Annotated in this window: 12 protein-coding genes; 6 read left to right on the top strand and 6 right to left on the bottom strand. The window is 64.2% G+C overall.

Annotated features, from left to right (window positions below; all coding sequences use genetic code 11):
* Positions 1 to 5 precede the first annotated feature (5 nt).
* Both AC3B5T_RS15790 and AC3B5T_RS15785 read left to right on the top strand, forming a co-directional pair.
* Positions 6 to 1,808, top strand: coding sequence for an acetyl/propionyl/methylcrotonyl-CoA carboxylase subunit alpha (locus tag AC3B5T_RS15790; protein ID WP_055475054.1), 1,803 nt, complete (start codon positions 6 to 8; stop codon positions 1,806 to 1,808).
* A 101-nt stretch (positions 1,809 to 1,909) separates the two neighbouring features.
* The gene (locus tag AC3B5T_RS15785) at positions 1,910 to 2,272 is read left to right on the top strand and encodes a GNAT family N-acetyltransferase (RefSeq protein WP_055475055.1); all 363 of its coding nucleotides are present in this window, start codon (positions 1,910 to 1,912) and stop codon (positions 2,270 to 2,272) included.
* Between the two features lie 112 nt (positions 2,273 to 2,384).
* Here AC3B5T_RS15785 and AC3B5T_RS15780 read toward each other — a convergent pair whose 3' ends face one another.
* Both AC3B5T_RS15780 and AC3B5T_RS15775 read right to left on the bottom strand, forming a co-directional pair.
* Positions 2,385 to 2,720: a hypothetical protein gene (locus AC3B5T_RS15780; protein WP_055475056.1), complete on the bottom strand. Its 336-nt coding sequence runs from the start codon at positions 2,718 to 2,720 to the stop codon at positions 2,385 to 2,387.
* On the bottom strand, positions 2,720 to 2,914 hold the full coding sequence (locus AC3B5T_RS15775; protein ID WP_137809921.1) for a hypothetical protein: 195 nt from the start codon (positions 2,912 to 2,914) through the stop codon (positions 2,720 to 2,722). Before AC3B5T_RS15775 ends, AC3B5T_RS15780 begins: the two co-directional genes overlap by 1 nt.
* A 193-nt stretch (positions 2,915 to 3,107) precedes the next feature.
* Between AC3B5T_RS15775 and AC3B5T_RS15770 the strand changes: the two genes are divergently transcribed.
* Both AC3B5T_RS15770 and AC3B5T_RS15765 read left to right on the top strand, forming a co-directional pair.
* Positions 3,108 to 4,025, top strand: coding sequence for a hypothetical protein (locus tag AC3B5T_RS15770; RefSeq protein ID WP_055475058.1), 918 nt, complete (start codon positions 3,108 to 3,110; stop codon positions 4,023 to 4,025).
* A 108-nt stretch (positions 4,026 to 4,133) separates the two neighbouring features.
* Entirely contained in the window at positions 4,134 to 5,594 is a 1,461-nt protein-coding gene (locus AC3B5T_RS15765) for a DUF222 domain-containing protein (protein WP_240198504.1), read from the top strand.
* Between the two features lie 75 nt (positions 5,595 to 5,669).
* Here the strand turns inward: AC3B5T_RS15765 and AC3B5T_RS15760 are convergent, their stop codons facing one another.
* The 4 genes from AC3B5T_RS15760 to AC3B5T_RS15745 all read right to left on the bottom strand — a co-directional run bounded on the left by AC3B5T_RS15760 (position 5,670) and on the right by AC3B5T_RS15745 (position 9,447).
* Positions 5,670 to 5,915 carry a hypothetical protein gene (locus tag AC3B5T_RS15760; protein ID WP_137809920.1) on the bottom strand — a complete coding sequence of 82 codons (246 nt, stop codon included), beginning with the start codon at positions 5,913 to 5,915 and terminating at the stop codon, positions 5,670 to 5,672.
* Positions 5,916 to 6,192: 277 nt separating this feature from the next.
* The gene (locus AC3B5T_RS15755) at positions 6,193 to 7,641 is read right to left on the bottom strand and encodes an aldehyde dehydrogenase (protein ID WP_137809919.1); all 1,449 of its coding nucleotides are present in this window, start codon (positions 7,639 to 7,641) and stop codon (positions 6,193 to 6,195) included.
* A gap of 25 nt (positions 7,642 to 7,666) precedes the next feature.
* Entirely contained in the window at positions 7,667 to 8,779 is a 1,113-nt protein-coding gene (locus tag AC3B5T_RS15750) for an NDMA-dependent alcohol dehydrogenase (protein WP_055475060.1), read from the bottom strand.
* 143 nt (positions 8,780 to 8,922) lie between these two features.
* Complete coding sequence (locus AC3B5T_RS15745; RefSeq protein WP_480034364.1) at positions 8,923 to 9,447, bottom strand: porin PorA family protein; 525 nt, start codon at positions 9,445 to 9,447, stop codon at positions 8,923 to 8,925.
* Between the two features lie 174 nt (positions 9,448 to 9,621).
* Here AC3B5T_RS15745 and istA point away from each other — a divergent pair, with 174 nt between their 5' ends.
* Both istA and istB read left to right on the top strand, forming a co-directional pair.
* Positions 9,622 to 11,133: an IS21 family transposase gene (istA, locus tag AC3B5T_RS15740; protein ID WP_488357705.1), complete on the top strand. Its 1,512-nt coding sequence runs from the start codon at positions 9,622 to 9,624 to the stop codon at positions 11,131 to 11,133.
* A complete protein-coding gene (istB, locus tag AC3B5T_RS15735; protein ID WP_137810296.1) occupies positions 11,130 to 11,918 on the top strand; it encodes an IS21-like element helper ATPase IstB in 789 nt (262 codons plus the stop codon). The genes istA and istB overlap by 4 nt, the downstream gene beginning before the upstream one ends.
* Positions 11,919 to 11,970 lie beyond the last annotated feature (52 nt).

Here is an 11,970-nt window from a genome sequence, read left to right as displayed (position 1 = left end):
AACAAGTGCCCAGTACCTCTGCGAACACTCCGTCCGCAATCAGCAAGGTCCTCATCGCCAACCGTGGCGAAATCGCTGTCCGCGTGATCCGCGCCGCCCGGGATGCAGGCATCGCGAGCGTCGCGGTGTACGCCGAGCCCGACGCGAACGCACTGTTCGTCAAACTCGCGGACGAGGCTTTCGCACTGGGCGGGCAGACATCGGCGGAGTCGTACCTGGTCTTCGACAAGATCCTCGACGCGGCCAAGAAGTCCGGCGCCGACGCGATCCACCCGGGTTACGGCTTCCTGTCGGAGAACGGCGACTTCGCGCAGGCCGTCATCGACGCCGGGCTGATCTGGATCGGTCCGTCCCCGCAGTCGATCCGCGACCTCGGCGACAAGGTGACCGCGCGCCACATCGCGCTCAAGGCCGACGCACCGATGGCCCCCGGCACCAAGGATCCGGTGAAGGACGCCGACGAGGTCGTCGCCTTCGCCCAGGAGCACGGCGTGCCGGTCGCCATCAAGGCGGCATTCGGCGGCGGTGGACGTGGCATGAAGGTCGCGTACACGATCGAGGAGATCCCGCATCTGTTCGAGTCGGCCACGCGTGAGGCCGTCGCGGCGTTCGGTCGCGGCGAGTGCTTCGTCGAGCGCTACCTCGACAAGGCCCGCCACGTCGAGGCCCAGGTCATCGCCGACCAGCACGGCAACGTCATCGTCGCCGGCACCCGCGACTGCTCGCTGCAGCGTCGATTCCAGAAGCTGGTCGAGGAGGCCCCGGCCCCGTTCCTGACCGACGAGCAGCGCACCAAGATCCACGAGTCCGCCAAGGCCATCTGCCGCGAGGCCGGCTACTACGGCGCCGGCACGGTCGAGTTCCTGGTCGGCAGCGACGGGCTGGTCTCGTTCCTCGAGGTCAACACCCGCCTGCAGGTGGAGCACCCGGTCACCGAGGAGACCGCGGGCATCGACCTGGTGCGTCAGCAGTTCCGCATCGCCAACGGCGAGAAGCTGGAGATCACCGAGGACCCGACCCCGCGCGGTCACGCCTTCGAGTTCCGCATCAACGGTGAGGACGCCGGCCGCAACTTCCTGCCCGCCCCGGGACCGATCTCGGTCTACAAGGAGCCGACCGGCCCCGGCGTCCGCGTCGACTCCGGCGTCGTCGAGGGTGACGTCATCGGCGGCCAGTTCGACTCGATGCTGGCCAAGCTGATCGTCACCGGCGAGACCCGCGAGCAGGCGCTGGAGCGTTCGCGTCGCGCACTCGCCGAGTTCGAGGTCGAGGGCCTGGCGACGGTCATCCCGTTCCACCGGCACATCGTCTCCAACCCCGCCTTCATCGGCGACGGCGAGAAGTTCGACGTCTACACCAAGTGGATCGAGACCGATTGGGAGAACCCGATCGAGCCGTACACCGGCGGCGAGCCCATCGAAGACGACGAGGCCGCCCCGCGGCAGAACGTCGTCGTCGAGGTCGGCGGCCGTCGCGTCGAGGTGTCGCTGCCCGGCGATCTCGCCCTCGGTGGCGGTGGCGGCTCGGCCAACGGCGTCGTCCGCAAGAAGCCGAAGGCACGTTCGCGCAAGAAGGGTGGCGGCGCAGCCGTTTCCGGCGACGCCGTGGCAGCTCCGATGCAGGGCACCGTCGTCAAGGTCGCCGTGGAGGAGGGCCAGGAGGTCGCCGCCGGCGATCTGGTCGTCGTCCTCGAGGCCATGAAGATGGAGAACCCGGTCACCGCCCACAAGGACGGCGTCGTCACCGGCCTCACCATCGAGGCCGGTGCTGCCGTCACCCAGGGCACGGTGCTGCTCGAGCTGAAGTAAGACACACCGCTCCCTCGCTGCCTGAGGTGCGAGCGCCCCTGCTCCCTGAGGTGCGAGGAGCGCAAGCGACGAGCCTCGAAGGGCGGGCGTACAACAAGGCAATGCAACCAGTCGAGATCAACGCCGGGACGTGGTATCTGCGTGCGCTTCGTGCGGACGAGCGGATCACCGACGTCCCGGCGTTGTCTCATCTCGAGGTCGACGACCCCGCCGCGTACGTCGCTGCGGCGCAGCGTGACTGGGAGTCGGAGACACGATTCGTCTGGGCGATCTGCATCCCCACCACCGGTGAGCTCATCGCCCTGATCGGGGTCACGCCGAACGGCTCGTCGGGCCGCCTGTGGGGCGAGGCACGCGACGGCTACGACGAGGCGCTGGACACCGCCGTCGGGCCGGTCTCGAGGTTTGCCGAGGGTGCACTCGGTCTGGTTGTCGGGCAAATGCTGTCGCGCGGGATCGGCTGAGACGCGGAGTCAGCACACGACCATTCGTCGTACCCGGGGCGATCTTCGTCCATTCGGCGATCTGCGCGCCGCTTCAGATGACCCAGGTCTTGCTCACCGCCGAACGTTACGGTCAGCAATCTCCGCAGGTCGTCTTGATCCAGGAAAGGTCGTACCGGGTTTCTCCTCGGTCGCCGCAGAATTCGCATACGGTGCTCGACTCGTCGGTTGTCGCGTCGACCAGGAGCTCGCAAAGGCTCCACGTGAAATCGTCGACCGAGTTTCCGTAATTGAGGTAGCAGCGCAAAACCCCGAACTTCTCTTTGATCTGCGCGTAGGTGAAGTCGTCGGTGACGGCTGAGAGCCGGCGATGGAGGCGAACCAAGAGCGGATACCAGCCGGCGTTCACAGTGCAGCCGACTGCCGGGGACGCCATCGCGGCGGGGAGTCGGACGGGTTCGGGCGCCATCAGGCGACGCCTCGCTCGGCCTCCGCGGGCCCCTCGAAATCCACGCCCGTCAGTGGGCTCATCGAGTCGATCGCAGACGATGAATGGCGGTGTCGATGGGAACGGCACATCTCTCCGGTCTCGCGCACGATGCCCGCGCGAGCGCCGGCCTCGGCCGAATCAATGAATTCTGCGAGGGCTTTCGAGTTCACCATGTCGCCTCCTCTCGGTTCGGCCGAGTTGACCTGTCGGCTTCCGTCACCAGAATGCGACGCGGCACCGACATCCACCACAACGATCGCCGTCCGATTGCGACGAGTCACCCCACGATTGATGTCACTGGCCCCGAGTAGGTTCTCGGCGTAGGAATGGACGACCGAGACAGAACGTCAGGGAGGAGGTGCCGCGTTGGGCACGTTCACGAACGATCACTGGATCGACTCGTCCGGCGAAGGCTCCGATCGGTTCACTCGGATCATCGCCGAGTTGCAGGAGCAGTCGCTGATCCCACACTCGACATCCGGCGAATCAGCCAGAGCTCTCGCGTGGGAGTTGGTCGACCGGCGCGATCGGATCGCCGCCGAGTTGTGGGACTGCCGGACATCGGGAATCTCTGTGCCGGTTGGGAAGACGGCACTCCGCTTGGCATCCGGAGCGCTCTACGACGCCGAGCAAGCGGTGGTCGACGAACTCGTCTCGCGGATCCCGGCGAGAGCGGTTCATGAGCGGATGAACTCCGCCGCCTACCTGGCAGCGGATATCGACGCTGCGACAGCCGAGGCCGCAGTGCTCGACACACATGAATCCGTCGGTCGGGCAACGCAGCACGAGGCCACCGATACCGAACTGCTCGGCGATCCCGCCGACTACGCCGGAATCGACCCCATCGAGGACGTGGCGATTCCACCCCGGATCGAATGGACCGAAGCCGACCGCAAGGCCGTGCTCGACGAGGCCATCGGAACGTACGGAATCGCTGCCGGCGAGTGGTACTCGGTGGAATGGCCGCCGACGGAGGGCTCCCTGTGGGACCCCGGATACCTCGTCACCTCGGACTGGGAGCCATGCGACGAACACGCCGACGATCCGGACAGTGACGCAGCACTCGACTGTGTCCGATGCGAAGACTCGGTCACCACTGAGGTCGAAGCGATGGCCGTCTGGAAGTTCACGACCAGGTTGACTCACCACCGAATCGGGTTCGACAGCAACGGTTCTCTGATCGTCGATCGGGTGGCGGAGGAGATCGACCCGACATTCGAGGTACGCGAGATCACGCAGGACCCACGCCTGATCCGCATCGGCCTGCCACGCGGACATCGCTGACCTCGATCTGAGGATGACCTGTCGGTGCGTCGTGGTTGCATCATCGGATATTCGAAGGAGAAACAAATACACCCTTGACTCGAACATATATTCGAGTATCGTGGAGGTATGTCATCGGGGGCGGGGGCCGGGTCCACTACATCTGTGGACCCATCACAGGAGTCGGTCGAGCCGCGCTTTCGTCCCGACCATGAACTCTCCGCTGCCGAACTCGTCGAGGTCCTCAACCACTGCGCGGGTTTGGCGGCAGCGTCGGCGCATCGAATGATGGTCGTTGCCAGCCTCATTCACGACGAACGCGAGATGGACTACGCGCAGCGGCGCGCCGAGACGCACAGCGGCGAACTCGACTCCATCGAAGCCTTCGAGCACCTGTCCGCGCGGGTGGCCGCTGGTGAGAATCCCTACGAGCAGTTCGGGCCCAACGGTCTCGAACAGGCCATCGCCGAAGTCGGTGCCACCCTCACCGTGACGCCGGCCGAGGCGAAAGATCTCATCGAAGCCGGCGACGCACTGCGCTACCGACTCTCCTTCACCGGACACGCACTCGCGTGCGGTCGAATCGACAAGCGCCGCTTCCTCATCGCCCTCAAACGCACCGACCTCATCACCGACGACGAAGAGATGCAGACCGTCGACGCCCATCTCGCCGAGGCGATCTTCGCCCGCGCACCGATGTCCACGGCCCGGTTCACCGCCATGGTCGATTCCATCGTCGCCAAGTGGGCACCCGACGCGATCCGCCGACGCAAGGAGCGAGTGAAATCCGACCGCAAGGTGACCGTCACCCCCGACCGGTTCACACCCGGGCAGTCCCGGATCTCCGGCACGCTGCCCACTGCTGATTCCGCCGAGTTCGACGCCCGCCTGACGGCGATGGCCACCGCGGTCCACGCCGGTGACCCTCGAAAGTTGGCCAACCGCCGAGTCGATGCTCTGAAAGCGCTCGCGCGGGGCGAAGCTTCTATCGCGTGCGAATGCGACGACTGCCGACCTGCCGCAATGGACATTGAAGCCAACACCACCGGCGACGTCGACGCAGCGACAGTGGACACCGCCGACCACACGACTGAGGCACCCGCGCGCCACTCCGGGAACGATGACACCGACACCCCGGACAGCGACACGGTTGTCGCCGACCCTCCGGGTCCGGACGCGTCGCCGTCGTCATCGCCGGCGCCGCGCGCGACCTTTCACATCGTGGTCAACCTGTCGACCCTGATCGGTCTAGACAACGACCCCGCATTCCTCGACCGCCACGGCATCCTCGACGCCGACACCGCCCGGCAGCTGCTCGCCGAAGCCCGACGCACCTACATCCATCCCGCACCGAACCCCGCCGCGCCCGACGCGCCACCGGTATCGCCTCCCGAGGCGGACAGTTCGACAACGCGGTACACCCCGTCGAAGAAGCTCCAGGCCCTGGTGCGTGCCGGCGAACTGTGCTGCACCTTCCCCGGCTGCAACGCCCCGGTCTGGCAGATCGACCTCGACCACACCGAACCGTTCGACCACACCGACCCGCGGCGCGGCGGCCCGACCGATGCACGCAACCTCGCTAGTCGCTAACAACACCCCTTCCGGTGGCCGGATCAGGCTGCTTCGTGCCTCTGCTCGCAGTGTCTTCGTCGTCATCGACGGGCTTCACTGGAACTGCGCCGGAGAAACGGCCACCGGCCATGGGCGTATCGAAACGGGTCTGTCTCCGCCGTGAATGACGGATCGTTTGGTCAGGGCAGGGCAACCTATTTCGACGCCGATGGTTCCGGGCGCACCTATATGGCTGGTGTAGGTCCGGGGCGAGACGAAGTCGGAGCCCGGCGCCGGCACCGCGCGCGAGTGCGCCTTGAAAATAAAGTAGAGAATGTCCTCAAAAATATCGTCAGGCATCCTAATACGGTTCACCATCTTGCTAGCCGGACGAGTGCATCCGCGTGATACCAGCATGCGGATCCGTCATCCAGGCGAACAGGGATAGATCCCAAACGGTCGGGTTTGCCGATCACATAGCCAAACGCTGGCACCGCCGCTGCGTGCCGTGCGCGCACGATGACTTTGTCCCCGTAGCGCCAGCCGTCATGTCTCTCCGTGATGTCAGGAACCTCCCCTCAGTCCGTGTGTCGTTCCTGCCCGGTGGGCACTGCGGCAGGAACGACACACGGGGTGGCTACGCGCTGGTCGACAGATATGTCGTGTGGGTTCGCATGCATGCCGCGAGGCCTTCGGGGCCGAGTTCGCGCCCCAAACCGCTCGCTTTGATACCGCCGAATGGCGCAACCGGGTCGAGCATGTAGTAGTTGACACCTACCGTGCCAGATTCGATCTGCTCGGCGATCTGGATACCGTGAGCCTCATCTGCGGTCCACACGGTGCCGGCCAACCCGTATGCCGAATCGTTAGCGATCTGAACCGCCTGACCGACGTCGTCGTATGGCATCAGAGCGAGTACCGGTCCGAACACTTCTTCTTGCGCAAGGGGACTCGACGGATCAACATCCGAGAAGAGGGTGGGTTGTACATACCAACCACGATCGAGGTGGGCCGGCCGACCGCCGCCGGCAACAACGCGAGCGCCGTCGTCCTTGGCTCTTGCGATGTGTGCCTCCACCCGGTTGCGGTGCGCATCAGTGACCAGTGGCCCGACCTGTGTACTCGGATCAAGTGGATCGCCGATGACAGCACCATTCACGAGTCCGGCGAAGACCTCAAGCGACTCGTCGAACCTGTTGCGAGGGACAAGAATTCGGCCATTCAGCACACAGGTCTGACCGTTATTCAGTAACGTCGCCTGAAACAGTCCTTCGATGTTCGCAGTGAGGTCAGCATCGTCGAGGATGATCGCTGCCGACTTTCCCCCGAGCTCGAGGGTCACTGGGCGGAGTAACTCACCACAGGTCTTTGCGATTTGGCGGCCGACGGTGGTCGATCCGGTGAACGTGACCTTGTCGACGTCTCGGTGTGACACGAGGTAGGAGCCAGTGCTCGCCCGCCCGGGAACGATGTTGACGACTCCCGCGGGTATGTTCGCGGCGGCGACCGCTTCTGCGAAAACATAAGAGTCCAAGACTGTTTCCGGGCTGGGCTTCACCACCACGGTGCAGCCAGCGGCCAACGCAGGCGCCACCTTCAAGGCAGTGACCAGGTTTGGATAGTTCCATGGCACGATCGCGGCGACCACACCGACGGGGGACTGCCGAACAATGGCGCGGCCACCGAGTACGCCTGGACGTGTCTGCTCCAGTTCTGTGGTCCGAATGAGGTTGGCGTAATACCGGTACACGGTCGCGGGAAGCCCGGATTCGAGCGTTCCGGCGATGGCAATCGGCATCCCGTTTTGCGACGAGACCAATTCGGTGAGTTGCGGCGCGCGCGCCTCCAACTCGTCGGCAAGCCGCTCGATCGCCGCTGCGCGGTCGTCGGGGCTCCACGCCGACCAACCACGCGGATCGTCGAATGCACGTCGTGCCGCGGCAACCGCGGCGTCGACGTCGTCCTCATCTGCTGCTGGTGCGCGTCCGATGACTTCTTCGGTGGCCGCGGACAATATCTCGATGCGTTCGGGCGCGTGGGCTGGTGACAATGCGCCATCGATGAACAGTGCGTTCTGGTCGATCATGTGTTCCTCCGTGAGTGCTTGCATCTCAGTGGCTGTGCGTGATGATCCCGCGAATGTTCTTGCCATCGAACATGTCTTGATATCCCTGATTGATATCGCCGAGTTGGTACTCGGCGGTGACGGTCTCGTCGAGCTTGAGTTGGCCGTCTCGGTACAGTCGGAGCAGCCGGTGAATGTCGGCTCTCGGGTTAGCTTCGCCGAAAAGACTTCCAGCCAAACGCTTTTGGAAGAGTGTGAACATCATCAACGGGATAGTTGCAGTGTTCTCAGTTGCCGGGGCAATACCGGTGACAACACCCACACCGCCTTTTCGCACCAACTCCAGCGTCTGCCCGATCATTTCGCCGGCGACGACTCCGACTGTGAGAATCGCCGAGTCCGCCATTACACCGCGGGTGAGGTCGGCCACAAGCGCGGTGGCCTCCTCGAAGCTTGTGCAGAAATGCGTTGCCCCGAGTGGCATTACCTGCTGCCTCTTTGATTCGACAATGTCCACCGCGACGATATTCTCGGCGCCCGCTATCCGGGCGCCCTGGATCGCGCTGCCGCCAATGCCGCCGCAGCCGATGACGACGACGGTATCGCCCGGTTGGACCTTTGCGGTGTTCACCGCCGAGCCCCACCCCGTGGTTACTCCGCAACCAAGTAGACACGCTCGCTCAAGTGGTACGTCGTCGTCTACCTTCACCACGGACTCTTGGTGCACCGTGCCGTACTCAGCGAAAGTTCCCAGCAGCGATAGGGCGCCGAGATCCTTTCCGCGGGCGCGGCGACGGTAGCTGCCGTCGAGCATGGTGCCGGCAAGGATGAATGCGCCCATGTCGCAAAGATTCTGCTGTCCAGTCGAGCACCACCGGCACTGTCCGCATGCGGGAAGAAACGAACACACAACCTTGTCACCGGGCCGTAGGTTCTTGACTCCTGGACCGACTTCTTCAATGACACCTGCCCCCTCGTGGCCGCCGACGGTGGGGACGGCGATCGGCATGTCGCCGGTGCGAGCGTGATCGTCGGAGTGGCACAGCCCGCTCGCTTCGTAGCGGATGAGCACTTCGCCTTCCTGGGGCCCGTCGAGCTCGACTTCTTCGACACTCCAATCCTGGCCGGGACCCCAGAGAACTGCGGCTTGCATTTTCATTACTTGCTCCAATCAATGAAAGAATTCGGGCGATCGCCCATCGTGGATAGTGTGCTGCGTCACACACGCGCGAAGCGTGGATCGCAACGCCACGTGCTTGAACAGGAGCGCCATTTGCGGGCGGACCAATTCGTCGCGTTCGGCTAGTGGCTGTTCACCGGTTGCTTGTCATCGACCGGCGCGTCGGGCGCAGATCGCCGCCGCCGTAGTTCCCGCCACACTGTCCAAAGGAGCAGGAAGACTCCAAGGATCGTCAGAATGGTGGGCAACCAGGTGCTCATGATCGTGAGCATGAGTCCGCTCTTGTGTGCGGTCTTGGCCGCGCTCGCCACCGACTGGTCAGTCGTCTTCACGTTCAGTTGCAACACGGGCAATAGTTCGATCTGTTTCCCGCCGAGATCGGCATACGCGGTTACCGTGCGGTCGATCGCGACCGATAGCGGTGCCCCGAGTTGCTTGTCGACCTGCAGGTCATAGTTCGTGGTCGCCATGTAGGACAGCGGTATCGCAGGAGGGATCGGACCTGCCTGCTTTATCGCTTCCTGGCTGGCGGTAGGGAGGCTTGGCATCAACTGTGCGGCAATAGCACTGGGTAGCGCAGGCGGGAGCGTCTTCAGCAGCGACGGGCTCTTCACTGCACCTGTCCCGGTCGAGTTGTACTCATACACGTTGCGGCCATGTCCATGGCCATGAGAAAGTCCCCACTGGTGGCCAGGTCGAGGTCCCCGCTGGTGGCCAGATAAAAGTCCCCACCCTGTGTTCGTCGTGTCGACCCGGAACTGAAGGCCCAGGCGATGACGGTGAAGGTGCCAACCGATCACCATCACCGCCCGGGAGTTCCATTGAAGTCTGCGAAGGACCGTATGGACATCATTTCTGCTTACCGAGAACTCGGAAGCTATCGCGCCGCAGCCGAGGTGTGCGGCACCACCCACAAGACCGTCAAGCGCGTGGTCGATCGGTTCGAAGCCGACGATCAACCACCCGATCGCAAGGAACGGGCCCGCAACTACGATGCGGTGGCCCAGCTCGTCGCGCAGCGAGTCGCGCGGTCACACGGCCGGATCACTGCCAAACGGCTGCTACCGGTAGCGCGAGCGGCAGGATATGAGGGGTCGGCGCGGAATTTCCGTCGTCTGGTCGCCCAGGAGAAAACGCAGTGGCGCCGTGAGCATCACCGCGGCCGTCGCCCGGCAGTGTGGGCTCCGGGTGACTACCTGGTCATCGATTGGGCGGTGATCGGCGGGTTACACATGTTCTGCGCGGTGCTGGCGTTCTCACGCTGGCGGTTCGTTCGGTTCGCCACCAACGAAACAGCCACCACCACACTCGGATTCATTGCTGAAGCCTTCGAGGAGATCGGTGGAGTGCCCAACAAGGTACTTGCTGATCGGATGGGCTGCCTCAAAGGTGGAGTCGTCGCCAACGTTGTCGTACCCACCCCCACGTATGTGCGGTTTGCCACCCACTACGGGTTCGCCCCGGACTTCTGTCACGGCGCCGATCCGGAGTCGAAGGGGATCGTGGAGAACCTGTGCGGGTACGCGCAGTCGGATCTGGCGCAGCCGTTGTGGACCGAAGCCAAGATCGCCGCGGGTCGCGACGACGTGCAGCTGGATGTGCATCTGGCGAACCGGGCTGCGTGGGACTGGTGTGCCGAGGTCAACACTCGACGCCACAGCGATACGCTGACGGTGCCCACTGACCAGCTGGTGAGTGAACGGAAAGTGTTGGCGGCGTTACCGTCTCTGCGTGCTCAGGTCGGCCCGCCGCCTGTCACCCGTAAAGTCGACCGTCTTTCCTGTATCCGGTATGCCTCGGCCCGCTACTCGGTTCCTAACCGGCTCATCGGCGCCACCGTGACCCTCCTCCAGGACGGTGGAACGCTCCTGATCGCCGAGCCCGCCTCGGGCGAGGTGGTCGCCGAGCATGCGTTGGCTGCCCCAGGAGAGGTGGTCCTCAACGACGATCATTACGGCGGGCCACGCACACCCCTTAGTCGTGCACCACGACCGAAAACTGCTGCCGAAAAACAGTTCTGCGATCTCGGAGAACCAGCCGAGCAGTTCCTAGTCGGTGCCGCGGCGATCGGTAATACCCGCCTGGCCGGTGAACTCGATGACATCCTCGGACTCATCACCTCCCACGGCCACGAACAGGTGCTCACCGCCCTGACCAGGGCGGTGGCGTTCCGACGGTTCAAGGCCGCCGATGTGCGCTCGATCCTCGATGCCGGAGCCGGCATCCCCAACCCGCGACCGGCCGGCACAGCACTGCTCGGGCATCTGCCTGCCGCGCCCACCCGCTCGCTGGATGCCTACAAACTCGGCGCCGGCGACAAGGAGGTGTCATGACCACCACAACATCGAAACCCGTTGCACCCCAGACAGTGCCACCGCTACCGGCCGACCTTGACCTGGCGCTACGCCGATTGAAACTGGCCTCGATCCGCCGTAGCGCACCCGAGGTCCTACTCACCGCGAAAACTCAGCGATGGACACCCGAAGAAGTGCTGCGAACACTGGTCGAGGCCGAGATCGCCGCCCGTGATGCCTCCAACATCCGCAACCGACTCAAAACTGCCGGGTTCCCAGTCACCAAAACCTTGGAATCGTTCGACGTGGCCGCATCCTCTATCCCGGCCAACACTTTCGACTACCTGTCGTCACTGGAATGGGTTCGGGCTCAACATAACCTGGCCTTGATTGGCCCGGCCGGGACCGGTAAGAGCCACACCCTGATCGGGCTGGGGATCGCCGCAGTGCACGCCGGGCACAAAGTGCGGTACTTCACCGCCGCCGACCTCGTGGAAACCCTGTATCGCGGGCTGGCCGACAACACCGTCGGTAAAACCATCGACACCCTACTGCGCCAAGACCTGATCATCCTCGACGAGATCGGATTCGCCCCACTCGACGACACCGGCACCCAACTGCTGTTCCGACTCGTCGCAGGCGCCTACGAACGCCGATCACTCGCGATCGCCAGCCACTGGCCCTTCGAACAATGGGGACGATTCCTCCCCGAACACACCACCGCCGCCAGCATCCTCGACCGGCTCCTGCACCACGCCACCATCGTCATCACCGACGGCGACTCCTACCGCATGACACACCGAACGGAGGTACCGCCAACCTAAGAACATCCCGCACAGGGTGGGGACTTTCACCTGGCCACCAGCGGGGACATCA

The organism is Gordonia sp. G4, from assembly GCF_057770005.1.
The sequence above is the reverse complement of the archived record's forward strand: the minus strand, read 5'-3'. Positions and strand labels throughout refer to the sequence as shown.

Bases quoted from the DNA above. Each gene is read 5' to 3' on its own strand.
- AC3B5T_RS15785 (WP_055475055.1), top strand. From the start codon at position 1,910: ATGCAACCAGTCGAGATCAACGCCGGGACGTGGTATCTGCGTGCGCTT.
- AC3B5T_RS15780 (WP_055475056.1), bottom strand. From the start codon at position 2,720: ATGGCGCCCGAACCCGTCCGACTCCCCGCCGCGATGGCGTCCCCGGCA.
- AC3B5T_RS15775 (WP_137809921.1), bottom strand. From the start codon at position 2,914: ATGGTGAACTCGAAAGCCCTCGCAGAATTCATTGATTCGGCCGAGGCC.
- AC3B5T_RS15765 (WP_240198504.1), top strand. From the start codon at position 4,134: ATGTCATCGGGGGCGGGGGCCGGGTCCACTACATCTGTGGACCCATCA.
- AC3B5T_RS15760 (WP_137809920.1), bottom strand. From the start codon at position 5,915: ATGCCTGACGATATTTTTGAGGACATTCTCTACTTTATTTTCAAGGCG.
- AC3B5T_RS15755 (WP_137809919.1), bottom strand. From the start codon at position 7,641: ATGATCGACCAGAACGCACTGTTCATCGATGGCGCATTGTCACCAGCC.
- AC3B5T_RS15750 (WP_055475060.1), bottom strand. From the start codon at position 8,779: ATGAAAATGCAAGCCGCAGTTCTCTGGGGTCCCGGCCAGGATTGGAGT.
- istB (WP_137810296.1), top strand. From the start codon at position 11,130: ATGACCACCACAACATCGAAACCCGTTGCACCCCAGACAGTGCCACCG.